We start from the raw sequence: 22,362 nt of genomic DNA, 5'->3' as shown, positions 1-22,362 counted from the left end.
CCCCGCTCACGTCCCCCGGGCCACCAGCGGACGGGCGGCCTCGCCGAGCGCGATCTTGATCGCGCCGGTGTCGGCGGCGTGGGCGAAGACGTCGTACGCCTCCTCCATCTGGTCCAGCTCGAACAGATGGGTGATCAGCGTGGACGTGGGCAGCCGCCCGGCGCACAGCAGGGAGAGCAGAGTGGGGGTCGAGTAGGTGTCGACCAGCCCGGTGGTGATCGTCACGTTCTTGATCCACAGCTCTTCGAGATGCAGCGTCGCGGGCTGGGCGTGCACCCCCACGTTGGCGATCCGGCCGCCCGGCCGCACCATCCGGGTGCAGGTCTCGAAGGACCGCGGGCTCCCCACGGCCTCGATCACCACATCGGCACCGAGCCCCTCGGTGAGATCGTCGACCAGCCGCTCCGGGTCCTCGGCGGAGTCCGCCACCGCGTCGGCGCCGACCCGCTTGGCGGCGTCCAGCCGGGCCGTGTCCGGATCGACGGCGATGATCCGGCCGGGGGAGAAGAACTGCGCCGTGGCGATGGAGGCCAGCCCGACGGGCCCGGCGCCCACCACCGCGACCGTGTCGCCCGGCCCCACCCGGCCGTTGAGGACGCCCACCTCGTACGCGGTGGGGAAGACATCCGCCAGCAGCACGGCGTCATGGCCCTCGGCCGACCCCGCCAGCGGATGCGTGGACAGATCGGCGAACGGCACCCGCACATACTCGGCCTGGGTGCCGTCGACCGTACGGCCCAGGATCCAGCCCCCGCCGTCACGGCACTGCCCGTAGCCGCGCTCCCGGCAGAAGCGGCAGTGGCCGCAGGCCGAGATGCAGGAGATCAGCACCCGGTCGCCGGGACGGATCCCGCGGACGTCGGCACCGGTCTCGACGACCTCGCCGACCCCCTCGTGACCGAGCACCCGGCCGGGCTCGACGTCCGGCACCTCGCCGCGGAGGATGTGCAGATCGGTGCCGCAGATGGTCGTGGTGCCGATCCGGACGATCGCGTCGGTGGCGGCCTCGAGTTCGGGGTCGGGCACCTCCTGCCAGGAGGACCGCTCCGGCCCGTGGAAGACGAGTGCTTTCATGGCCGCTTCCCTTTCCTCCGATGGTGTTCCGCGGCGGGGCTCATCGCTGGGGCACGACCGCGACCGGGCAGGCGGCGTGGTGCGCCACGGCCTGGGTGACCGGCCCCAGCCGGGGGCCGAACCCCACACGGCGTGGACCGCGGCCCACGACCATCAGCGCAGTCCCCGCCGCCGCGGCCACCAGCCGCCGGGCCGGGCTGTCCGACGCGACCTCCTCGAAGACCCGTACCTCGGGAAACTTGTCCCGCCACGGCGTCAGCACCTCGCCCAGCGCGTGCTCGGCCTCCTTGCGCGCGTCGCTCAGCCCGATGTCCACCACCCAGGGGGCGTCGCCCCGGATGGCGGGGACCCGGGTGGCGTAGACGGCTCGCAGCACACCGTCGCGCCGGGCCGCGGCGTCAAAGGCGAACTCCAGGATGTCGTGGCACCGCTCGCGCGGTTCCACACCGACCACCACATCGCCGTGCCGCTCCTCGTGCCCGTCCGCCCGCACCAGGACCACGGGGGTCATGGAACGCGCCGCGAGCTCGAGGCCGACCGAGCCGAGGAAGAAGCCCGCGACCGCGCCGATCGAGCGGGACCCCACCACCAGCAGCTGGGCCCGCTCCGCCTCGGCCAGCAGGACGGGCGCGGGCAGGCCGGAGATCTGAGCGGTGAGGACCGTCGTCTCCGGGTGGTGGGCGTCCAGCTCGGCGCGCGCCGCGTGCAGGGCGCGCTCGGACCAGTACTGCCAGGCGGCCTCCCGGCCCGGTGTCAGATCCTTCTGCTCGGGCCCCGGCCACGCGTTCACCAGCCGCAGTGGCGCGCCGCGCGAACGGGCCTCATGGGCCGCCCAGCCGGCGGCGGCCAGACTCTCGTCGGAACCGTCCAGCCCGACGGTGACGGGGCGCGCCATCGCTGCCTCCTTCCCGGCAGATGCCCGGCCCGAGGCGGGGCGCCGGGGGCGCCCACTTCTCGCGGGCCCTGATTGCGCGGTGCGCGGTAGTGGGACGTCCGCTTCTCCGCGTCTGCTGGTTGCCCCCGGTGCCATCTCCAGCGGACCATGACCGGGCCCCCGCCGACAGGGCCGACCGGTCCCGGGGAGGCCCCGGGGACCAGGTCTTACGGCCCTTTCCGCCGCCCGGAGCCGGAGACTGGCCCGGCACCCCCTGGACACTGCTTGACGGACTAGTTGCGCCAGATCAAGCATTTTTCGGAAGGGGGTCCGGACCCCGCCGACCCGCAGTCCGGAGGGGCTCTGGCCACCGAGCACGAAAGCCGCCACCGGCCTTGCCCCCACCGGCCCGGCGGTCGGCGGCGAGGCCCGCGCTCCCCGCCCCCTGCCCCGCTGCTCAATGGCGCCGAAGGCGCGAAACGAAACCCGCACCCAACAGACGCCCAGCCCACTACCGCCCAGCCCACCAGCGCCTATTCCACCGGCACCAGCACCACCGGACAGTGCGCGTGATGCAGTGCCGCATGCGTGACCGGCCCGAGCTGCATGCCGAGCCGGGGCGTCCGCCGGTGGACGGCCAGCACCAGGACGTCCGCCGCCCGCGACGCCTCCACCAGGGCCTGCGCGGGGGCGCTGTGGGTGGTGTGCTCCCGCACCCGGATCTGCCCGAACTCCTCGCGCAGCCCGGCCACCATCCCGTACGCCACCGTCTGCTCCCGCTCGGCGCGCAGCGCCACCACCTCCCGCGCGGGCAGCGCGTGATCGCCCGCGAAGACCCTCGGCTTCGGCCAGGCGTAGAGCACCCGCAGCCGGGCCCGGCGCCGGGCGGCCTCCTCGAAGGCGAAGCGGGCCGCCGCCGCGTCCGCGCCGCTCTCCACCCCGACCAGCACCTTGCCGTGTCCCTCGGGCCCGTACGCCCTCGTGGACCCGCCGCGCACCACCAGCAGCGGGCGCCGGGTATGGGCGGCCAGCCGCAGCCCGACCGAGCCGAGCAGCAGCCCGGTGAAGCCACCCAGGCCCCGGGTGCCGATGACGATCAGCGAGGCGTCCTCGCCGATCCGCAGCAGCTCGGGCACCGCGTCCTGGGCCGTCAGGGTGGGCACGATCCGCAGCTGCGGATCCTGCTCCTGGGCCCGCGACATGGCCAGCCGCAGCACGGTCCTGGCGATCTCCACTCCGGGCCGCCGCGGTTCGCTGTCCGGGTCGAAGGCGAGCGGGTCGGTCCGGGCCCATGGCCAGGCGTGCACGATCTCCAGCGTGGCGTCACGCCGCCGCGCCTCGGCGACCGCCCGGTCCAGCGCGGCCCAGGCGCTGTCGGAGCCGTCCAGGCCCACCACCACCCGGCCGTCCCGCAGCGGCTTGCCGGCCGGGCGGGTCATCGCCGCGCACCTCCCCGGCCCGCGGAGTCGTCGACCCGGTAGCTGAGCCGGTCGACCACGGCCACCACGCCGTCCACCTGCCCGGTCATCCGGATCGCGATGGGGATCTCGCTGTGCCGGTCCAGCTGCCCCTCCAGCCGTACGACCCCGTCGGTCACGGTGACCGCGACGGACTGCGGGCCGAGCCACAGCGACCGGACCAGCACCTCGTCGATCACCTCGGCGCGAATCTCGTCGTCCGGGCGGAGGAAGACCCGCAGCAGGTCCCGGCGGGTGACGATGCCGATCAACCGGTCCTCCTCGTCGACGACGGGCAGCCGCTCGACGCGATGGCGGTCCATCGCGCGGGCCGCGTCCACGATGCTGTCCTGGGGGCGCACGGTGACCGCGGGGCGCGACATCAGCTGGCCGGCCGTCGGGGCGGGCTCGCTGAGATCGGTCCCGGTGATCATGCCGACCACCTTGTCGTCCTCGTCCACTACGGGCAGCCCGTTGAAGCGGTGCCGGGAGAGCAGCGCACCGACCTCGTCGAACGACGTCTTGGAACTCACCCGGACGACGTCGTCGGTCATCACATTGCCGATCTTGCGGTGCTTCATCCGTGCCTCCGCGGTCCGCCCCGGTCCGCTCCCAGCGTGGGACGGCGCTCCGGCCCCCTTCTTGGGCTGCCCGGGGTCCGCTCGGGACCGTTCGGCCCGCACGGGCGCCCTGGGCCGAACGACCCCCGGCGGGGCCGAAACGCCCCTCGCGCGGAATCCCGCACGGGCGGGAGGGTGAAGGCGTCGGGACAGGGGGGCGAAGCGTTCGGCACGAGCGCGGGACCGCCGCGCGGAAGGTGGTGGAAACGGTGGAGCTCCCCCTCGTGGTGGGCGTCGACGGCTCGCACCACAGCCTCCAGGCGGTGGACTGGGCGGTGGACGCGGCGGCCCGGCAGGCGGTGCCGCTGCGGCTGATCCACGCCTCGCTGTGGGAGCGGTACGAGGGCATCGCGCCCGCCGCCGACCCCGAGCGCCCCTGGGAGCAGATCAGGGACGAGGACATCGCCGCGTCCGCCGCGGAGCGCGCCCGCCGCCGCGGCCCCGATGTGAAGGTCGCCGCCGAGGTCCTGCCGGAGGACCCGGTGGACGCGCTGCTGCGCGCCGGGCGGGAGGCCTCGGGCGTGGTCGTCGGCTCCCGCGGCCGCGGTGAACTCGCCGGGCTGCTGCTCGGCTCGGTCGGCCTCGCGGTCGCCGCCCGCGCCACCTGCCCGGTGACGGTCGTACGCGGCGGCGAGCCCAACCGGGGCGGCGCCTTCGGCCGGATCGTGCTCGGCGTGGGCGAGCCCGGTGAGGCGGGCGGTCCCTCGGCCGCGGTCCGGTTCGCCTTCCTCGAGGCCGCGGCGGGCGGCCGCACGCTGGAGGCCGTACGGGCCTGGCGCGCGCCCGCCGGTGAGGTGACGGATGAACTGCTGCTGGAGGGGGACCCGGTGCGTGCCCACTGGGCACGGGCGGAGCGGACGCTGGAGGACGCCCTGCGGACCCCCCGACGGGACCACCCCGAGGTCACCGTGCACCACGCGACGGTCGAGGGCACGGCCCGCAAGGCGCTCCTCCACGCGGCCGCCACCGCCGATCTGCTGGTCCTCGGCGCCCGCCGCGGCCACGGTCACACCGCCGGGCTGCAGCTCGGCCGCATCGCCCACGCGGCCCTGCACCACGCGCCCTGCCCGGTGGTGATCGTGCCGGAGCGGGACTGAACGGCAGGCGGCACGACCGGCGGAAACACAAACACAGGCAGCACGACCGGGGGTACACAACAGGCGGCACGACCGGCGGGCACACAAAAACAGGCAGCACGACCGGCCGGCACACAACAGGCACACGACCGGCGGAAACACAACTGGACACCACGAGACGGGCACGTCACCGGAGACCACGAGGGAGAGAGGTCCATGCCAGACGCACCGACCACGACGGGCTCGCCGGGCGGCGGGCTCGCCGACGACCGGATCCGCGCCCTGGACGCCCACTGGCGCGCCGCCAACTACCTCGCGGCGGGCCAGATCTATCTGCTGGCCAACCCGCTGCTGACCGAGCCGCTGCGCCCGGACCACATCAAGCCCCGGCTGCTGGGCCACTGGGGCACCTCACCCGGACTCAACCTCGTCCACACCCACCTGAACCGCGTCATCAAGGACCGCGACCTGGACGCCATCTGTGTCTGGGGCCCCGGGCACGGCGGCCCCGCGGTGCTCGCCGGCTCCTGGCTGGACGGCAGCTACTCCGAGGTCTACCCGGACGTCAGCCGGGACGCGGTGGGCATGGCCCGGCTCTTCCGGCAGTTCTCCTTCCCCGGCGGGGTGCCCAGCCATGTGGCCCCCGAGACCCCCGGCTCGATCCACGAGGGCGGTGAGCTCGGCTACTCCCTCGCCCACGCCTACGGGGCCGCGCTGGACAACCCCGGGCTGCTGGTCGCCTGCGTCATCGGCGACGGCGAGGCCGAGACCGGTCCGCTGGCCGGCTCCTGGCACGCCAACAAGTTCCTGGACCCGGTCCACGACGGCGCCGTGCTGCCGATCCTCCACCTCAACGGGTACAAGATCGCCAACCCCGCGGTGCTCGCCCGGCTCCCCGGACCCGAACTCGACGACCTGCTGCGGGGATACGGCCACGAGCCGATCCACGTCGCCGGGGACGAACCGTTCGAGGTGCACCGGGCCATGGCGCACGCCCTGGACGAGGCGCTGGACCGGATCGCCCTGCTCCAGCGCACCGCCCGCGAGGAGGGCATCGCCGAGCGGCCGCGCTGGCCCGTCATCGTGCTCCGTACGCCCAAGGGCTGGACCGGTCCCGAGGAGGTCGACGGGGTTCCCGTGGAGGGCACCTGGCGCGCCCACCAGGTCCCCCTGCCGGGCGTCCGGGAGAATCCGGAGCATCTGCGGCAGCTGGAGCGCTGGCTGCGTTCGTACCGCCCCGAGGAACTCTTCGACGCCGACGGGCGGCCCCGGCCGGACCTGCTGGCCGAGGTCCCGGAGGGCGACCGCCGCCTGGGCGCCAATCCGCACGCCAACGGCGGACTGCTGCTGCGCTCGCTGCCCGTCCCCGACCTGGAGCGGTACGCGGTCCCCGTGGACAAGCCCGGCGCGACCCTGCACGAGCCGACCCGGGTCCTCGGCGGGCTGCTGGAGCAGGTCATGGAGGACACCGCCGACCGCCGCGACTTCAGGGTGGTCGGCCCCGACGAGACCGCCTCCAACCGGCTGGAGGCCCTCTACCGCGCCACCGGCAAGGCGTGGCAGGAGTCCATCGTGCCCACTGACGAGCACCTCAGCCGCAACGGCCGGGTCATGGAGATCCTCTCCGAGCACCTCTGCCAGGGCTGGCTGGAGGGCTATCTGCTGACCGGGCGGCACGGCCTCTTCTCCTGCTACGAGGCGTTCGTGCACATCGTGGACTCCATGGTCAACCAGCACATCAAATGGCTGAAGGTGTCCCGCTCACTGCCCTGGCGGCGCCCCGTGGCCTCCCTCAACTACCTGCTGACCTCCCATGTGTGGCGCCAGGACCACAACGGCTTCTCGCACCAGGACCCCGGCTTCGTCGACCATGTGCTCAACAAGAGCCCGGAGGTGGTGCGCGTCTATCTGCCGCCGGACGCCAACACCCTGCTCAGCGTGGCCGACCACGTCCTGCGCAGCCGCGACTACGTCAACGTGGTCGTCGCGGGCAAACAGCCCTGCTTCGACTGGCTCGACCTCGACCAGGCGCGCGCCCACTGCGCCCGCGGCGCCGGGACCTGGGACTGGGCCGGCACCGAGAACGGCGCGGGGGAGCCGGATGTGGTGCTGGCCGCCGCGGGCGATGTGCCCACCCAGGAGGTCATCGCGGCCGCCGGGATCCTCCGCCGCCATCTGCCCGATGTGGCCGTGCGGGTGGTCAACGTGGTCGACATGACCCGGCTGCTGCCGAAGGAGGAGCATCCGCACGGGATGCCGGACCACGAGTTCGACGCCCTGTTCACCCGCGACCGGCCGGTCATCTTCGCCTACCACGGCTATCCGTGGCTGGTGCACCGGCTGTCCTACCGCCGGGCCGTCCACCCCAACCTCCATGTGCGCGGCTACCTGGAGATGGGCACCACCACCACGCCGTTCGACATGGTGGTCCGCAATGACCTGGACCGCTACCGGCTGGTGATGGACGTCATCGACCGGACCCCCGGGCTCGCGGTGCGCGCCACGGCCGTACGGCAGCGGATGCAGGACGCCCGCACCCGCCACCAGGCCTGGATCCGTGAGCACGGCACCGATATGCCCGAGGTCGCCGAATGGTCCTGGACCGGCTGAACACCGGCCGGTGCCGCTCTCACCCGGTGGGGAAGTAGCCCTCCAGATAGGCGTTGCGGAACTTCCCCGCCGGGTCGTGCTCGGCCAGCAGCCGCGCGAAGTCGCCTGCCCGGTCGTACGAGGACAGGATCCGCTCCGGCGTGGCCGTCGTCAGCTTGCCCCAGTGCGGCCGCGCCCCCAGCGGCAGCAGCGCCTCCTCCATCGCGGCCACCACCTCGATCACCGCGTCGTGGTCGGGGACCCAGGTGAAGTGGAAGGCCACGCTGTCCCGGCCGTACGCGGGGCTCAGCCACAGCTCGTCCGCCGCGACCGTACGGACCTCGGACACCTGCACCACGGGCGCGATCCGGTCGCCGAGGCCGCGCAGCGCGGCGAACGCCGCCGAGGCCGCCGCGCGCGGCAGCAGCAGCTCCGACTGGAGCTCATCGCCGTTGCTGGGGGTGAAGTCCGGGCGGAAGTGCGGCAGCCGCTCATGCCACGGTCCCGGCGCGCCCAACTGCTCGGTGCAGTGCAGCGGCGGCATCGCGGGCACCGGGTGGTGGTGGCGGTCGGCCGGGTGGGCCCCCAGCCACGGCTGTCCGGGCTCGGGGGGATCGGGCAGATCGGTGCGGCACTTCAGCCACACCACGCCCTCGCCCGAGCGCCAGTCCGTGAAGACGCTGACGCTGTAGGCGGCGCCGAAGATCTCCTCGAAGCTGTCGTCCAGCCGGTCCAGCGGCAGCCCGGTCCACACCCACTGGGCCACGTCGAAGGTGGGCTCGATGTCCAGCGTCATGGCGGTGACCACGCCAAGACCGCCGAGCCCGACCACGGCCCCGTTCAGCCGGTCCGGGTCCTCGTCCCGGCTGATTCGGGTCACCTCGCCGTCGGGGCCGACGATCTCCAGCCCCGCGACCGCCGCCGCCAGACAGCGCTGGTCGCTCCCCGAGCCATGGGTGGCGGTGGTACAGGCCCCCGCGACCGTGATGTGCGGCAGCGAGGCGAGGTTGGCCAGCGCGAAGCCCTCCGCGTGCAGGGCCTGGGCCACATGGGCGTAGCGCATGCCCGCCGCGATGGTCGCGGTGCGCTGCCCGGGGTCGGTCTCCACCCGGTGCGGCAGCCGGTCCAGGTTCACCAGATCGCCCTCGGTGTCGGCGATGCGGTTGAAGGAGTGGCCGGTGCCCAGTACCCGTACCCGGTCGGCGGAGCTGACGATCCGCCGCAGCTCGTCGACGCTGTCCGGGTGGTGCAGCCGGGCGGCGGAGAAGGTGATGTTCCCGGCCCAGTTCGTCGGGGCTTGGGTGGTCGGCATCCGTGTCGTCCTGTTTCGGCTGGAGGGCGATGGGTGATGTTGTCAGCACCTTCGTACAGGTCCGCACCCTGATCCGTACAGACCCGGTTTCGCCGTCCATGGCCCGTCCCTGACCCGTCTCTGACCCACCCCTGGCCCGTCCCTGACCCGGACGGCCCCGCAGGACGGGCCGCCGTGCCGAAGCGCCCCGACGATGGGCCCATGACTGCCCCGAAGCCACAACGCCCGAGGTCGGTGCTGCTCGGCGAGCTCTGCGCGGAGTTCGCGGGCACCATGGTGCTGATCCTCTTCGGCTGCGGTGTGGTGGCGCAGGTCGTGGCGGGCGGCGACCTCACCAAGCCCCCGGGCGCGCTCGGCGATCACGACTCCATCTCCTGGGCCTGGGGGCTGGGCGTCACCTTCGGTGTGTATGTGGCGGCGCGGCTCAGCGGGGCCCATATCAACCCGGCGGTCACCCTCTCCCTGGCGGCCTTCAAGGGCTTCCCCTGGAGCAAGGTCCTGCCGTACACCGTGGCCCAGACGGCCGGCGCGTTCGTCGGGGCCCTGCTGGTGCGCTGGAACTACACCGAGGCGCTGGGCCACGCCGACCCGGGGCACACCTTCAAGACCCAGTTCGTCTTCTCCACCCTCCCCGGCAACGGAGTCCTTCCGGTCAGCGAATGGGGCGCGCTGCGCGACCAGGTCATCGGCACCGCGATCCTGGTGCTGCTCATCTTCGCCGTCACCGATGTGCTGAACTCGGCCCCGAAGGCCAATCTGGGGCCCTTCGTCATCGGGCTGATCGTGGTCGCCATCGGCATGGCCTGGGGCGCCGACGCGGGGTATGCCATCAACCCGGCCCGTGACTTCGGCCCCCGGCTGGCCAGCTATCTCACCGGATACGGCAGCGCGTGGCGGGACCAGTACGGGGATCTGTACTTCTGGGTGCCGATCGTGGGCCCGCTGGTCGGCGGGCTCATCGGCGCCGCCCTCTACCAGGTCCTGATCAGCCGCTTCCTCCCGGCGGCCGAAACGGAGGTGGGCCGCACCCCGACCCCCGAGTAGCCGATCCGGGCCGTACCCCACCCACGAGAGGCGGCAGCATGCCGGAATTCATCGGTGCGGTGGACCAGGGAACCACCAGCACCCGTTTCATGATCTTCAACCACGACGGTGACGAGGTGGCGCGGTACCAGCTGGAGCACCGCCAGATCCTGCCGCGCGCGGGGTGGGTCGAGCACGACCCGGTGGAGATCTACGAGCGCACCAACTCGGTGATCCAGAACGCCCTCCGCGCGGGCGGACTCGCCCCCGCCGACCTGGCCGCGATCGGCATCACCAATCAGCGCGAGACCACGGTGATCTGGGATCCGCGCAGCGGCCGCCCGTACTACAACGCCATCGTCTGGCAGGACACCCGCACCGACACCATCGCGGCCGCGCTGGAACGGAACGGCCAGGGCGAGGTGATCCGCCGCAAGGCGGGGCTGCCGCCCGCCACCTACTTCTCCGGTGGCAAGATCAAGTGGATTCTGGACAACGTCGAGGGCGTCCGCGAGGCCGCGGAGGCGGGCCACGCCCTCTTCGGCAACACCGACGCCTGGGTGCTGTGGAACCTCACCGGCGGCCCCGGCGCCGGCATCCACGCCACCGATGTCACCAACGCCAGCCGCACCATGCTGATGGACCTGGAGACACTGGACTGGGACGACGAGCTGCTGGAGATCTTCGGCATCCCGCGGGCGATGCTGCCGACGATCAACCCCTCCTCCCACCCCGAGGCGTACGGCCAGGCCCGCACCTCCCGCCCGCTGCGCACCGCCACCCCCATCACCGGCGTCCTCGGCGACCAGCAGGCGGCCACGGTCGGCCAGGTCTGCTTCGCCCCCGGCGAGGCCAAGAACACCTACGGCACCGGCAACTTCCTGCTGCTCAACACCGGATCCGAGCCGATCCGCTCGGCCAGCGGGCTGCTCACCACCGTGGCGTACCAGTTCGGCGACAGCCCTCCCGTCTACGCCCTGGAGGGCTCGATCGCCGTCACCGGCTCGGCCGTCCAGTGGCTGCGCGACCAGATGAAGATGATCGACGACGCCGCGGGCAGCGAGCGGCTCGCCCGCACCGTCGAGGACAGCGGCGGGGTGTACTTCGTGCCCGCCTTCTCCGGGCTCTTCGCCCCGTACTGGCGCTCCGACGCCCGCGGCGCGATCGTCGGCCTCACCCGCTTCAACACCAACGGCCACATCGCCCGCGCCACCCTGGAGGCCATCTGCTACCAGAGCCGGGACGTGGTCGAGGCCATGGAGCGGGACGCCGACATCCACATGGACGTCCTGCGGGTGGACGGCGGGGTCACCGACAACGAGCTGTGCATGCAGATCCAGGCCGATGTGCTGGGCGTACCGGTCAGCCGCCCGGTCATCGCCGAGACCACCGCCCTGGGCGCCGCCTACGCCGCGGGGCTGGCCACGGGGTTCTGGCGGGACACCGATGAGCTGCGCTCCCACTGGAGCGAGTCCAGGCGGTGGGAGCCCCAGTGGGACGAGAAGACCAGGAAGGAGGGGTACACGGGCTGGAAGAAGGCCGTCCAGCGCACCCTGGACTGGGTCACGGTCGAGTAGGCCCGGCGGGGCCCGGGGGCCCGGGGGTCCGGGGCGGAACGACCGCGCCGGTTGCGCCCGGCGTCCCGCGGCGGTTCGCTGGAAGTACCCGGTGGTGGCCGAGACACCCTGGGACCGAGACACCCTGGGACCGCGCCGTGTCCGCCACCACCGCCGCTTGTCAGTGATCGACGCGGAGGTGATCCAGGTGAAAGCCGTCGTCTATGAGAAGCCCTACTCGGTGGCGGTGAGGGACGTCGACGATCCTCGGATCGAGCATCCGAACGATGTGCTCGTGCGCGTCACCTCCAGCGCGATCTGCGGCTCCGATCTGCATATGTACGAGGGCCGGACGGCGGCCGAGCCCGGCATCGTCTTCGGGCACGAGAACCTCGGCGTGGTCGAGGAGACCGGTTCCGGCGTCGTGTCGCTGTCCAAGGGCGACCGCGTGGTCATGCCGTTCAACGTGGCCTGCGGATTCTGCAAGAACTGCCTCGCGGGCGACACCGGCTTCTGCCTCACCGTCAACCCCGGTTTCGCGGGCGGCGCCTACGGCTATGTGGCGATGGGCCCGTACAGGGGTGGCCAGGCCGATCGGCTGCGGGTGCCCTTCGCCGACTTCAACTGCCTGAAGCTGCCCCAGGGCGAGGAGCTCGAGACCGACTTCATCCTGCTCGCCGACATCTTCCCGACCGGCTACCACGGCTGTGAGCTGGCCCAGGTCTCCCCGGGCGAGAGCGTGGCCGTCTACGGCGCGGGTCCGGTGGGGCTGATGGCCGCCTACTCCGCGCTGCTGCGCGGCGCCGCCACGGTGTTCGTGGTCGACCGGGTCCCCGAGCGGCTGGCGAAGGCCAGGGAGATCGGCGCCGTCCCCATCGACTTCAGCAAGGGCGACCCGGTGCCGCAGATCATGGACCGCACCGGCGGCGAGGGCACCGACAAGGGCATCGACGCGGTGGGCTACCAGGCCCAGGCGCACGACGCCAGTCATGAGGAGCCCGCGTCGGTGCTCAACTCGCTGGTCGACACGGTGCGGCCGACCGGGCGGCTCGGTGTGCCGGGGCTGTACGTCCCCTCCGACCCCGGCGGCCCGGATGAGCACGCCAAACACGGTCAGCTGCTGGTCTCCATCGGCCGGATGTTCGAGAAGGGCCAGCGCATGGGCACGGGCCAGTGCAACGTCAAGCGCTACAACCGCCGGCTGCGCGACCTGATCATCGCCGGGCGTGCCCGGCCCAGCTTCGTGGTCTCCCATGAACTGCCGCTGGACCAGGCCCCGCAGGCGTACGAGAAGTTCGACAAGCGGGTCGAGGGCTACACCAAAGTGGTGCTGCATCCGGCGCTCGCCGCCTGACGGTCCCTCGGCGCCGTGGCCCCTGCGATCTCCCGTGATCCCCTACGGTCGCCCATGACCAAAAAAGTCACTGAATAGGGTGATATGCACCATACTTGGTTATATGCACCCGAACGGCTGTCTCGTTCAGCCCCGGGAGGAGGAGCGATCATGAAGAACTGCCGGGTGGCACTGGCCTTCGTCAGTGGCTATCTCTTCGGGCGCGGCCACCGGGGGACCTTGGTCCTCGGCCTCGCCGGCCTCGCCGCGGGCAAGCGCCTCACCTCCGGATTCAACCCACCGGGCGCCCAGCAGCTGAAGTCCTCCGAGCTCGGCAGGCTCGGCCAGGACATCGGCAACCGGCTGGTCTCCGCGGGCCGCGAGGCGGCCATGTCGGCGGCCAGTAACCGCATGGACGCCCTGAGCGACCGGCTGGAGCGGCGCGCCGCGACCCTGCGCACCGGTGGCGCGGGGGACCGCGAGCCGGAGGCCGGGGAGGACGAGGAGCCGGAGGGGCACGAGGAGCGCGGCGAGCGCGAGCGCGGGAGCGCCGCACGGTCCCGCGAGGGCGGGCAGCGTGAGCGCGCCGGCGGGCAGCGCACGTCGTCCGACCGTCCGGCGAAGGCCAGGAAGCGGACCGGTTCCGAAGGGCCCGCACGGCGAAGCCAGAGGTGAGGGCCATGGCTGAGGAAACCAAGGGGCGGACCGGCGGGCGCGCGCTCGCCCGGGAGCTGCCCACCGACCGCCTGCTGAAGGAGGCGCAGGGCCTGCTGGCGGCGCTGGGCGAACGGGCCCTGGCTTCGGTCACCCACCTGGGCAACCCCGGGCCGGGCGCGCTGAAGGGCGGTCTGGAGCAGGTGAAGGACAAGGTCGTCGACACGGCCAAGGAGCAGATGAAGGACCAGGTCAAGGGGAAGGTCAAGGACCAGGTCAAGGAGAAGGTCGTCGACACGGCCAAGAGCATCATCCCGGGCCTCGGCGGCGGTGACGGCGATGGCGGCGGTAAGGGCGGGAAGAAGCTCAAGGTCACCAACATCGTGGAGCAGATGGACGTGGGCGCGCCCCTCTCCCTCACCTACAACCTCTGGACGGAGTGGGAGAACTTCCCCTCGTACATGAAGAAGGTCGAGGACATCCGGAACGAGGACGAGGACGAGGTCGGCATCGAATCCGAGTGGAAGGCCCAGGTCTTCTGGTCGCACCGCAAGTGGCGGGCCGAGGTCATCGAGCAGGTGCCGGACAAGCGCATCATCTGGACGTCGCGGGCCGACAAGGGCCATGTGGACGGCACGATCACCTTCCACGAGCTGGCCCCCGACCTCACCCGCATCCTGTTCGTCCTGGAGTACTGGCCGCAGGGGTTCATGGAGCGCACCGGCAACCTCTGGCGCGCCCAGGGCCGCCGGGTGCGCCTGGAGATGAAGCACTTCCGCCGCCACCTCATGCGCGAGGTGCTGCTCGACCCCGACGAGGTCGTGGGCTGGCGCGGTGTGGTGCACGACGGCGAGATCGTGGCGGACGACGAACGGGAGGGGCGGGAGCACGAGGAGGAGCCCGAGGAGGGCGAGGAACCGGGGGAAGAATACGAGGCCGAGGAGCCCGGGGAGTACGAGGACGAAGAGCCCCGGGACGCATACGACGAGGAGGAGTACGAGGACGAGGAGCCCGTACGGCGCCGCGCGCGCCGCTGACGGACCCCGCCCCCGGAACGGGTGAGCGCGGTGACCGTAGCACGGCAGCAGCAGAGCCAGTATCTGGACCGGGCGAGTTCCAGCGCCCTGGTCGACGTGGTCGACCTCATCCTGGACAAGGGCCTGGTCATCGATGTGTATGTGCGGGTGTCCCTGGTGGGCATCGAGATCCTGACCATCGACGCCCGTATCGTCGTCGCCAGCGTGGACACGTATCTGCGGTTCGCGGAGGCGACCAACCGACTCGACCTCGCCCGCAGCGGCACCGAAACCCATGGTCTGCCCGGCCTCATGGACGAGATCCGGGAGGGCGGCGGCAAGAAGAAGACCAAGGGCGCCCTGGAGGGCGTCAAGGAATCGGTCTCGGATCTGCTGCGGGACGATGACGACGAGGACCGGGAACCCGAGGCCGAGGAGCGGGAGCGGCCCCGGCGCACCAGGGGTTCCCCCAGCCACAGGGAGCGCGAGCGGTGATGGCCGAGGACGGACGTGCCTGCTATGTCTACGGGGTCGTCACGGACGACCGCCCCGATGAGTCGGTCAAGGACCTGCCCGCCGTCGGGGACCCGGAGGCCCCGGTGACCCTGATCCGCCAGGGCGGCCAGGCCGCGGTGGTCAGCGAGGTGCCTGTCGACAAGCCGCTGGGCACCCCCGAGGATCTGCGCACCCACGCCAGGGTGCTGGACCACCTTGCCGCGCAGGGCTCACCGGTGCTGCCGTTCCGCTTCGGCACCGTGGTGCGCGACACCGCGGCGGTGGCGGACGAGCTGCTGGCCGAGGGGCACGACGACTTCGCCCGCGGCCTCGACCGGCTCCGCGGCCGTACGCAGCTCACCGTGCGGGCCCGCTATGACCAGGACGCGGTGCTGCGCGAGGTGGTGACCGAACAGCCCGAGGCCAGACGGCTCCGCGACGAGCTGCGGGGGCTGCCCGAGGACGCGGGCTACGAGCAGCGGCTCGAGCTCGGCCAGCTCGTCATGGACAGCATCGCCGCGAAGCGGAGCGTGGACGCGCTGGAGCTCGACCGGCGGCTGGCGCCGTACGCGCTGGGCTCGGTGTCGGAGGAGCCGGCGTCCCCCGAGGGGCTGATCAACGCCTCGTTCCTGGTGGCGGACGCGAAACGGGAGGCGTTCGAGGAGGCGGCCGAGGAGCTCGCCGCGCACTGGCACGGCCGGGTCCGGATGCGTCTGCTCGGCCCGCTGGCGCCGTACGACTTCGTGGCCGACGCGACGCTCGAAGGGAAGGAAGGCGACGAGTAGCCATGGGACTGTTCACCGGCCTGGCCACGCTGCCGCTGGCCCCGGTGCGGGGCGTCGTCTGGATCGCCGAGCGGATCCATGACGAGGCGCATCGGCAGCTGTACGACCCCGAGGTGATCAAGCAGCGGCTGGAGGAGGTCGCGGAGGCCCGGGAGAACGGGGAACTCACCGAGGAGGAGGCGGCCCGGGAGGAGGACGAGCTGGTCCGCAGGCTGATGTCCCAGGGGCCGCCAGACGGAGGCTTGGAGGTATGAGCCGTGCCCCGCGAACGGCCCCGGGAGGAACACCACCGCGAGGCGAGGCCCCGTGCCCGTGCCCGTGAGGAACGACCCCGTGAGGAACGGCCCAGCGAGGAGCGGCTCCGTGAGGAACGACCCCGCGAGGGCGAGCCGGAGCGGCGCGAGCCCGAGCGGGAGCGCCCCCGCCCACGGCGTCCCGCGCTCGTGGCCCGCGACGCCGCGCGCAGCGCGGCCCGCCATGTGCAGGGGCTGACCGGGCGGACCCCGGAGGGCGTCACCTCGCTGGAGCGCACGGAGGACGGCTGGACCATCGGCATCGAGGTGGTCGAGACCCACCGGATCCCGGACTCCACCGACATCCTCGCCGAGTACCAGGTCGAGCTGGACGACCGCGGCGAACTCGTCTCCTACCACCGCACCGAGCGCTACTACCGGGGCAGGGCGGAGAACCGGACATGAACCAGAGCTCCGACTGGAACCCACCGGTCCGGCGCGCCGGCGCCGCACCCGAACCCGCCCGCCGGGGCGCCGAGCCGTCCAGCCTGGCCGACATCCTGGAGCGGGTGCTCGACAAGGGCATCGTCATCGCGGGCGACATCCAGATCAATCTGCTGGACATCGAACTGCTGACGATCAAGATCCGGCTGCTGGTCGCCTCCGTGGACCGGGCCAAGGAGATGGGCATCGACTGGTGGGAGCACGACCCCTCGCTCTCCTCCGGCGCCCGGGACGTCCTGGAGGAGAACGAGCGGCTGCGGCGGCGCGTCGGCGAACTGGAGGACGGCCGCGGCGCGCACCGGGAGGACGACCACGGGACCCAAGGCGCGGAGCGGGAGGACGAACGGTGAACGGTTCCCTCGCCACCTGGCTGTACGCGGTGACGGCCGCCCCGGAGGACGGCGCCCCGCCACGGGGGCTCACCGGCGTGGCGGACGAGCCGGTGCGCCTGGTGGAGAGCGCGGGGCTGGCCGCCGTGGTGGGCTCCGTACCGCTGGAGGACTTCGGCGAGGACGCGCTGCGCGGCCATCTGGAGGACCTGGAGTGGCTGGAGCGCACCGCCCGCGCCCACCACCGGGTGATCAACGGCGCGGCCCGCCACGGCCAGGTCATCCCGCTGCGCTTCGCCACGCTCTACCACGACGACGACCGGGTCCGGGCGATGCTCCAGGAGCGCCGGGACGACTTCACGGCTACGCTGCGGCGGGTGGCGGGCCGTACCGAGTGGGGCGTCAAGGCGTATGTCGACCCCAGATCCTTCCTGCCCGACCCGGACGAGCCCACCGACGGCGAGGAGAGCCCCGGAACCGCCTATCTGATGCGGCGCCGTGCCCAGCGGCAGGACCAGGAGACCGCGCATCTGCGCGCGACCGAGCGGGCGGAGGAGATCCACGCCGCGCTGGCCGCGCTGGCGGTGGCCACGGCCGCCCATCCACCGCAGGACACCGCGCTGGCCGCGTACGAGGGGTGGATGGTGCTCAACAACTCCTATCTGGTGCCCGACGCCCTCGGTGAGGAGTTCACCGCCCTGGTGACCGGCCTGGGGGAGCGCTACCCCGCCATCACCCTGGAGGTCAGCGGCCCCTGGCCGCCGTACTCCTTCACCGCCCCGCCGAAGCGGGCGGAGGACGCCCAGCCGGAGGAGACGCCGTCATGACCCGGGCGATCGAGCGGCGGGAGGTGGCCCTGGTCGACCTGCTCGACCGGGTGCTCGCCGGGGGCGTGGTGATCGCGGGGGAGATCACCCTGTCCATCGCCGACATCGACCTGGTGCGGATCTCGCTGCGCGCCCTGATCGCCTCCGTACGGGTGGAGAACGAGGACGGGTGGGAGGGGAATCGCCATGACCGCCGTGAAGGGGGGCCGCCATGACGGATGACCGCGCTCCCCGGCGGCCCGGACGGCGGATCGAGGTGGACGAGGAGTCGGTCCGCAGGAGCCTGGCCGGTCTGGTGCTCACCATCGTCGAGCTGCTGCGGCAGCTCATGGAGCGGCAGGCGCTGCGCCGCGTCGAGCAGGGCGGCATCAGCGATGAGCAGATCGAGGAGCTCGGGCTGACGCTGATGGCTCTGGAGCGGAACATGGCCGAGCTGCGGGAGCACTTCGGGCTGACCGAGGACGACCTCAACCTGGACCTGGGCCCGCTGGGCCCCCTGCTGCCCCGCGACCGTTGAGCCCCTGACCAGGCAGTCCGGTGTCGATTCGCGAGACAACCGGTCCGGATCCGCCAGTCGCCGAGTAATGTGCGGGTGTGGGGATCACGCTCAACCTCCAGCGCGCCCAACCGGCCGACGTGCACGTCGGCCGGTCACCGCTGGCCGAGCTCATGTCAACGCTGCACATCATGGCCGAGCCCGACCACCACCCCGAGGCCCAGCGCTGGACGCGGCGGCTCGGGACGGCGCTCGCCCCCTCCCTCGCCGATGAGATGAGCGCCCTGTCCCCGCTGTGGGCCCGGCTCCGCTGCCGGCTGCTGTTCCCGCTGGAGCTCCCGCTGGACCAGCCCTTCGAGGACGAGCTGCGCCATCTGGAGAAGCTGCCGCTCGAGGAGTTCGTGGGCCTGTGCTCCCAAGGGGTGCTCGGCTTCCGGGAGGCCGTGCCCCCGGCCGGAAGCCTGCTCACCGACCCCGAGGCCGCCGAGCGCTATGTGGAGCAGTGCGAGCGGCGCTCCTTCCGGCGGGGCGAGCTGGCCCATGACCTGGTGGCCTCGCCCGAGGGGCTGCGCGACCGGCTCCTGTGCTTCCTGGACTCCTGCGCCGAGGCGTTCTTCGCCTCCGAGTGGCGCACGGTCCGCGACCGGCTGGAGTCGGCCGCCGCCCGGGTCCGTGCCGACATCCGGCGGCGCGGTCTGGCCGAGGTGCTGGCCGGGCTCAGCCCCACCGCGGTGGTCTCCCGGGGCGGCTCGCGGGTGCGCTACGACAAGCTGGCCGTCGCCGAGATCGAGATCGGCCCGCGCCCGCTGTTTCTGCTCCCCTCCGTCCATGTCTGGCCGCATCTGACCGTCAAGGACGAGGAGTGCCATCCCGTGGTGCTCCAGTTCGCCGCCCAGGAGGACAGGACGCCCGAGCAGCTGACCCAGGCCGAGCTGCGGGCCCGGATGTCCGCGCTGGCGTCCCTGGGCCGGATGGAACTGTGCCGCCATCTGCTGGGCGAGCCCATCACCACCTCCGAACTGGCCCAGCGGCTGGGGCTCGCCGATACGCAGGTCTCCCGCACCCTGCGCCAGCTCAGGGACGCCGGGCTCATCGAGTCCGAGCGCGATGGCAAGTACGTCTACCACCGGCTGGCCACCAGCACCCTGCTCCGGCTGGGGCAGGACGTGCTGACGACCATCATGCGGTGACGGCCGTACGCCGACCGCCAGTCAGCCCGGCTGGGTCCACAGCAGCACCGCCGAGGGGTGGTCCGCGTCCATGTGGACGCGGTTGGTCGCCACCACCTTGCGGCGGCTCACCGCCTCCGGCACCCCCGTGTTGGAGTTGACGTCGAACCGGGGGAAGTCGCTCGAGGAGATGTCCACGCGCAGCCGGTGCCCGGCCTCGAAGCGGTTGGCGGTGTCCGGGGCCGGGATCTCGATCTCGTAGACCTCGCCCGGCTCCAGCGGCTCCGGGCGCTCGAAGGACTTGTGGAAGCGGCAGCGGAAGATGCCCTCGGTGAGGTTCATCGCGAAGCCGTGCGGATAGTCCTCGTTCGGCGGATGCACATCGACCAGCTTCACCGTGAAGTCGGTGTCCGGCGCGGACGAGGAGATGAACAGCCGCGCGGTGACCGGCCCGGCCACCACCAGCGGCTCCGCCAGCGGCGGGGTGGCCAGCGAGATCACATCGGGCCGGGAGTTCAGCGGCAGATACGGCGGGTGGGCACCGTAGAACCGCTCGTCCGGCACCTGGTCGAAGGCGCCGCCGACCATCACCGGCTCGCCCGAGGTGACCTGGCCGCCGAGCGTGGGCACCGGGTCGTTCGGGTCGAAGTCGTACTCCACCCAGGCCCGTGTCGCCGTCGGCCGCTCCCGGGCCAGCTCGCCCGAGGGGTGGCAGTAGTACGCGGTCTCCCGGGTCCCGGCCGGGGGCCACTGGGTGTCGGTGTGCCACCGGCCGCCGTGCCGCATCCGCCCGGTCTCGTCCCGCCGGCCGTCCCCGCCGCCCATGAGGAAGTACTGGACCCGCGGGATCGACTCCGGGTCGCCGCCCTCCAGCACCGCGTCGAACCACCGCTGCCGGAAGGACAGATACGAGGTGTCCACATTGCCGCTGAGGGTCGCGGCGGGCCCGAAGTCCACATCGCCGGCGAAGGTGACACAGCGCAGCCCGTGCTTCCACGGCCCCATCACCAGATACGCCGGGGACCGCTTGAGCCGGCCCATGGCGGTGAAGTTCTCGATGGTGGAGCGGACATACGGGTCGTACCAGCTCGACATGTGCAGCGTCGGCACATCCGGGAAGCGGTCGTAGTGGCCGCGCCCGTAGATGGCCGGCTGGCGCCAGTACGCCCCGAAGGCGTCATGCCGCCACTGGTCCAGCAGATAGCGCTCGTAACTGTCCACTTGGCGCAGCGGTGAGACACCGGTCCGCCACGGCAGCACGGTGAACCAGTCGCGCAGGTCCGTCCCCGCGAACGCCTTGCGCACCAGCGGGTCCCGCTCCGCCTCCGGGCTCTCCTCACCGTGCCGGAAGGCCCAGGTGATCTGCTTGAGCTCGAAGGCGCCGCCCATCCGCATCCCGGCCTCGTAGGCGCTGGCGAAGCCGCCGGAGTCCATGAACATCGCGGACAGCCCGGCGGGGGACTCGGCCGCGGCGGCCGTCTGGGCGTGGGCCGAGTAGGACACGCCCATCATGGCCACCCGGCCGTCGCACCAGGGCTGGGCGGCGATCCAGTCGATGGTGTCCGCGCCGTCCGGCCCCTCGCCGAGGTACTTCACGAAGGTGCCCTCGGAGTCCCCGCGGCCCCGGCAGTCCTGCCGCACCACGTGATACCCGGCGCGGACGAAGAACGCCGAGGTCTCCTCGGGCGTCGGCACCGGCTCGTCGTGGCGGCTGCGGTCGGAGTCGCGGATCTGCCGGCGGCCGTAGGGGGTCCGCTCCAGGATGACCGGGCGGGGTCCCGGCCGCTCCTGGTCGGTGAAGAGATCGGCGGCCAGGACGATCCCGTCCCGCATCGGGACGCGCAGGGTGCGTCGCCACACCCGCTCGTCCAGCAGGCGGGCGGGCTCCTCCCGGGCCGCCCGCCCTCTGCCGCCGGTCGTTTCGGTCTGACTGGTTCGTGCCATGGAAGATCTCACTGGGTCTGGGATTGCTTGGAGCCGTTGAGGGCGATCTGGCCCCGGGTGACGGTGGACAGCGGCAGCCCCCACTGGCCGAAGAGCTTGGCGTAGGTGCCCGATTCGTACAGCTTCCGCAGCCCCTTGACGATCACGGGTGCGAGCCCGGAGTCCTTCTTGGCCTGGATGCCGTAGATGGCCGTCGCGGCGGGCAGGTCCAGCATGTCCTTCAGTTCGAGCGTCTCGAAGCGGTCGTGCGAGTTCTGGGTCACCGAGGTGTTGGAGGCGCTGGGCGCGGCCACCGCCTCCACCCGCTTGCTCTGCAGCGCCAGCGAGGCGGCGGGCAGATCGGTGTAGAGCTTCGCGTCCACCGACGGCTTGCCCTTCGCGGCACAGCGCTTGTTCTGCGCCGCGAGCACGTTCTGCGTTCCGGCGCCCTTCTCGACGCCGACCTTGTGGCCGCAGACCCCGAGGCCGTTCTTGGGGCGGAAGGAGCCGTCCTTGAGCACCATCATCGTCACACTGCTCTGCGCGAAGTCGGCGAAGTCCACCTCCTTCTGGCGCTCGGTGAAGTCACCGGAGGGCGCGCTGAGGTCGATCCGGCCGGATTTGAGCCCCGGGATGACCGCGTCGAAGTTGGTCCGCTCCACCTTGATCTTGATGTCGAGCAACGAGGAGAGCTGTGCGGCCAGTTCGGGGACCAGCCCGGTGATCTTCCCGTCGGACTCGAAGGTGACGTACGGCGCGTACTCGCTGACGCCCATGATCAGAGTCTTCTTGGTGTAGGCCTGGGGCACCTCGGCGGCCAGCGCGCTGTCCTTGGGCTCGGGGGCGAGCGTGGCCGCCGGACGGCTCTTGTTGTCCTTGCCGTCATCGGGGGTGTCGTCCACCGAACAGGCCGACAGGCCGAGCGTCAGACAGGCCAGCAGTGCGCATGCGGCGACATGGGGACGGTTGCGCATGGGTGCTCCATTCCGGGAGGTGGGGGTGGCGGAGGTGGAAGTA

The 22,362-nt window shown here is 72.2% G+C and carries 23 protein-coding genes; 16 read left to right on the top strand and 7 right to left on the bottom strand.

Annotated elements, in window-relative coordinates; genetic code table 11:
• Nucleotides 1–6: 6 nt before the first annotated feature.
• The 4 genes from JK364_RS06465 to JK364_RS06450 form a co-directional block, all read right to left on the bottom strand.
• Nucleotides 7–1,074 (bottom strand): zinc-dependent alcohol dehydrogenase family protein, encoded by a 1,068-nt coding sequence (locus JK364_RS06465; RefSeq protein ID WP_201848289.1) that lies wholly within the window; start codon nt 1,072–1,074, stop codon nt 7–9.
• A 40-nt stretch (nt 1,075–1,114) separates the two neighbouring features.
• On the bottom strand, nt 1,115–1,969 hold the full coding sequence (locus JK364_RS06460; RefSeq protein ID WP_201848288.1) for a universal stress protein: 855 nt from the start codon (nt 1,967–1,969) through the stop codon (nt 1,115–1,117).
• Between the two features lie 512 nt (nt 1,970–2,481).
• The gene (locus tag JK364_RS06455; protein WP_201848287.1) at nt 2,482–3,387 is read right to left on the bottom strand and encodes a universal stress protein; all 906 of its coding nucleotides are present in this window, start codon (nt 3,385–3,387) and stop codon (nt 2,482–2,484) included.
• Nucleotides 3,384–3,986 (bottom strand): CBS domain-containing protein, encoded by a 603-nt coding sequence (locus JK364_RS06450; protein ID WP_201848286.1) that lies wholly within the window; start codon nt 3,984–3,986, stop codon nt 3,384–3,386. The genes JK364_RS06455 and JK364_RS06450 overlap by 4 nt, the downstream gene beginning before the upstream one ends.
• A 248-nt stretch (nt 3,987–4,234) precedes the next feature.
• On the opposite strand from JK364_RS06450, the gene JK364_RS06445 reads away from it, so the two are divergent.
• Both JK364_RS06445 and JK364_RS06440 read left to right on the top strand, forming a co-directional pair.
• A complete protein-coding gene (locus JK364_RS06445; protein ID WP_201848285.1) occupies nt 4,235–5,122 on the top strand; it encodes a universal stress protein in 888 nt (295 codons plus the stop codon).
• 195 nt (nt 5,123–5,317) lie between these two features.
• On the top strand, nt 5,318–7,711 hold the full coding sequence (locus tag JK364_RS06440) for a phosphoketolase family protein (protein WP_201848284.1): 2,394 nt from the start codon (nt 5,318–5,320) through the stop codon (nt 7,709–7,711).
• Nucleotides 7,712–7,730: 19 nt separating this feature from the next.
• Here the strand turns inward: JK364_RS06440 and JK364_RS06435 are convergent, their stop codons facing one another.
• Nucleotides 7,731–9,002, bottom strand: coding sequence for an FAD-binding protein (locus tag JK364_RS06435; RefSeq protein WP_201848283.1), 1,272 nt, complete (start codon nt 9,000–9,002; stop codon nt 7,731–7,733).
• Nucleotides 9,003–9,203: 201 nt separating this feature from the next.
• On the opposite strand from JK364_RS06435, the gene JK364_RS06430 reads away from it, so the two are divergent.
• The 14 genes from JK364_RS06430 (at nt 9,204) to JK364_RS06365 (ending at nt 19,443) form a co-directional block, all read left to right on the top strand.
• Complete coding sequence (locus JK364_RS06430) at nt 9,204–10,046, top strand: MIP/aquaporin family protein (protein WP_201848282.1); 843 nt, start codon at nt 9,204–9,206, stop codon at nt 10,044–10,046.
• Nucleotides 10,047–10,084: 38 nt separating this feature from the next.
• Nucleotides 10,085–11,602 carry a glycerol kinase GlpK gene (gene glpK / locus JK364_RS06425; protein WP_201848280.1) on the top strand — a complete coding sequence of 506 codons (1,518 nt, stop codon included), beginning with the start codon at nt 10,085–10,087 and terminating at the stop codon, nt 11,600–11,602.
• A gap of 187 nt (nt 11,603–11,789) precedes the next feature.
• Nucleotides 11,790–12,935: a glutathione-independent formaldehyde dehydrogenase gene (locus tag JK364_RS06420; protein WP_201848953.1), complete on the top strand. Its 1,146-nt coding sequence runs from the start codon at nt 11,790–11,792 to the stop codon at nt 12,933–12,935.
• 150 nt (nt 12,936–13,085) lie between these two features.
• Nucleotides 13,086–13,589, top strand: a complete 504-nt coding sequence (locus JK364_RS06415; protein ID WP_201848277.1) for a hypothetical protein — start codon at nt 13,086–13,088, stop codon at nt 13,587–13,589.
• A 5-nt stretch (nt 13,590–13,594) separates the two neighbouring features.
• A complete protein-coding gene (locus JK364_RS06410) occupies nt 13,595–14,605 on the top strand; it encodes an SRPBCC family protein (RefSeq protein WP_201848274.1) in 1,011 nt (336 codons plus the stop codon).
• Nucleotides 14,606–14,635: 30 nt separating this feature from the next.
• The gene (gvpJ, locus tag JK364_RS06405) at nt 14,636–15,079 is read left to right on the top strand and encodes a gas vesicle protein GvpJ (protein ID WP_201848271.1); all 444 of its coding nucleotides are present in this window, start codon (nt 14,636–14,638) and stop codon (nt 15,077–15,079) included.
• Nucleotides 15,079–15,864, top strand: a complete 786-nt coding sequence (locus JK364_RS06400; RefSeq protein WP_201848270.1) for a GvpL/GvpF family gas vesicle protein — start codon at nt 15,079–15,081, stop codon at nt 15,862–15,864. The genes gvpJ and JK364_RS06400 overlap by 1 nt, the downstream gene beginning before the upstream one ends.
• 2 nt (nt 15,865–15,866) lie before the next feature.
• On the top strand, nt 15,867–16,118 hold the full coding sequence (gene ccmI, locus JK364_RS06395; protein WP_201848268.1) for a c-type cytochrome biogenesis protein CcmI: 252 nt from the start codon (nt 15,867–15,869) through the stop codon (nt 16,116–16,118).
• Nucleotides 16,119–16,121: 3 nt separating this feature from the next.
• A complete protein-coding gene (locus JK364_RS57490; protein ID WP_201848266.1) occupies nt 16,122–16,562 on the top strand; it encodes a gas vesicle protein GvpO in 441 nt (146 codons plus the stop codon).
• The gene (locus JK364_RS06385; protein WP_230991328.1) at nt 16,559–16,951 is read left to right on the top strand and encodes a gas vesicle protein; all 393 of its coding nucleotides are present in this window, start codon (nt 16,559–16,561) and stop codon (nt 16,949–16,951) included. Before JK364_RS57490 ends, JK364_RS06385 begins: the two co-directional genes overlap by 4 nt.
• Nucleotides 16,948–17,757 (top strand): GvpL/GvpF family gas vesicle protein, encoded by an 810-nt coding sequence (locus JK364_RS06380; RefSeq protein WP_201848263.1) that lies wholly within the window; start codon nt 16,948–16,950, stop codon nt 17,755–17,757. Before JK364_RS06385 ends, JK364_RS06380 begins: the two co-directional genes overlap by 4 nt.
• The gene (locus JK364_RS06375; protein WP_201848261.1) at nt 17,754–17,972 is read left to right on the top strand and encodes a gas vesicle protein; all 219 of its coding nucleotides are present in this window, start codon (nt 17,754–17,756) and stop codon (nt 17,970–17,972) included. The genes JK364_RS06380 and JK364_RS06375 overlap by 4 nt, the downstream gene beginning before the upstream one ends.
• The gene (locus JK364_RS06370) at nt 17,969–18,274 is read left to right on the top strand and encodes a gas vesicle protein K (RefSeq protein ID WP_020866465.1); all 306 of its coding nucleotides are present in this window, start codon (nt 17,969–17,971) and stop codon (nt 18,272–18,274) included. Before JK364_RS06375 ends, JK364_RS06370 begins: the two co-directional genes overlap by 4 nt.
• Before the next feature lie 77 nt (nt 18,275–18,351).
• Nucleotides 18,352–19,443, top strand: a complete 1,092-nt coding sequence (locus tag JK364_RS06365) for a helix-turn-helix domain-containing protein (RefSeq protein ID WP_201848259.1) — start codon at nt 18,352–18,354, stop codon at nt 19,441–19,443.
• A 21-nt stretch (nt 19,444–19,464) separates the two neighbouring features.
• On the opposite strand, the gene JK364_RS06360 is transcribed toward JK364_RS06365, so the two are convergent.
• The gene (locus tag JK364_RS06360; protein ID WP_230991327.1) at nt 19,465–21,366 is read right to left on the bottom strand and encodes a CocE/NonD family hydrolase; all 1,902 of its coding nucleotides are present in this window, start codon (nt 21,364–21,366) and stop codon (nt 19,465–19,467) included.
• An 8-nt stretch (nt 21,367–21,374) separates the two neighbouring features.
• Nucleotides 21,375–22,319, bottom strand: a complete 945-nt coding sequence (locus JK364_RS06355) for a transporter substrate-binding domain-containing protein (RefSeq protein ID WP_201848257.1) — start codon at nt 22,317–22,319, stop codon at nt 21,375–21,377.
• Nucleotides 22,320–22,362 lie beyond the last annotated feature (43 nt).

The sequence above is a fragment of the Streptomyces endocoffeicus genome (assembly GCF_016741935.1).
Taxonomy (GTDB): Bacteria; Actinomycetota; Actinomycetes; order Streptomycetales; family Streptomycetaceae; genus Streptomyces; species Streptomyces endocoffeicus.
The sequence above is the reverse complement of the archived record's forward strand: the minus strand, read 5'-3'. Positions and strand labels throughout refer to the sequence as shown.

What these genes read in the sequence shown, in the direction of transcription:
- JK364_RS06375 (WP_201848261.1), top strand. Translation starts at nt 17,754, where the DNA reads ATGACCCGGGCGATCGAGCGGCGGGAGGTGGCCCTGGTCGACCTGCTC.
- JK364_RS06440 (WP_201848284.1), top strand. Translation starts at nt 5,318, where the DNA reads ATGCCAGACGCACCGACCACGACGGGCTCGCCGGGCGGCGGGCTCGCC.
- JK364_RS06415 (WP_201848277.1), top strand. Translation starts at nt 13,086, where the DNA reads ATGAAGAACTGCCGGGTGGCACTGGCCTTCGTCAGTGGCTATCTCTTC.
- JK364_RS06465 (WP_201848289.1), bottom strand. Translation starts at nt 1,074, where the DNA reads ATGAAAGCACTCGTCTTCCACGGGCCGGAGCGGTCCTCCTGGCAGGAG.
- JK364_RS06355 (WP_201848257.1), bottom strand. Translation starts at nt 22,319, where the DNA reads ATGCGCAACCGTCCCCATGTCGCCGCATGCGCACTGCTGGCCTGTCTG.
- ccmI (WP_201848268.1), top strand. Translation starts at nt 15,867, where the DNA reads ATGGGACTGTTCACCGGCCTGGCCACGCTGCCGCTGGCCCCGGTGCGG.
- JK364_RS06410 (WP_201848274.1), top strand. Translation starts at nt 13,595, where the DNA reads ATGGCTGAGGAAACCAAGGGGCGGACCGGCGGGCGCGCGCTCGCCCGG.
- JK364_RS06370 (WP_020866465.1), top strand. Translation starts at nt 17,969, where the DNA reads ATGACGGATGACCGCGCTCCCCGGCGGCCCGGACGGCGGATCGAGGTG.
- JK364_RS06430 (WP_201848282.1), top strand. Translation starts at nt 9,204, where the DNA reads ATGACTGCCCCGAAGCCACAACGCCCGAGGTCGGTGCTGCTCGGCGAG.
- JK364_RS06360 (WP_230991327.1), bottom strand. Translation starts at nt 21,366, where the DNA reads ATGGCACGAACCAGTCAGACCGAAACGACCGGCGGCAGAGGGCGGGCG.
- JK364_RS06400 (WP_201848270.1), top strand. Translation starts at nt 15,079, where the DNA reads ATGGCCGAGGACGGACGTGCCTGCTATGTCTACGGGGTCGTCACGGAC.
- JK364_RS06460 (WP_201848288.1), bottom strand. Translation starts at nt 1,969, where the DNA reads ATGGCGCGCCCCGTCACCGTCGGGCTGGACGGTTCCGACGAGAGTCTG.
- JK364_RS06450 (WP_201848286.1), bottom strand. Translation starts at nt 3,986, where the DNA reads ATGAAGCACCGCAAGATCGGCAATGTGATGACCGACGACGTCGTCCGG.
- JK364_RS06385 (WP_230991328.1), top strand. Translation starts at nt 16,559, where the DNA reads ATGAACCAGAGCTCCGACTGGAACCCACCGGTCCGGCGCGCCGGCGCC.
- JK364_RS06435 (WP_201848283.1), bottom strand. Translation starts at nt 9,002, where the DNA reads ATGCCGACCACCCAAGCCCCGACGAACTGGGCCGGGAACATCACCTTC.
- JK364_RS06455 (WP_201848287.1), bottom strand. Translation starts at nt 3,387, where the DNA reads ATGACCCGCCCGGCCGGCAAGCCGCTGCGGGACGGCCGGGTGGTGGTG.
- glpK (WP_201848280.1), top strand. Translation starts at nt 10,085, where the DNA reads ATGCCGGAATTCATCGGTGCGGTGGACCAGGGAACCACCAGCACCCGT.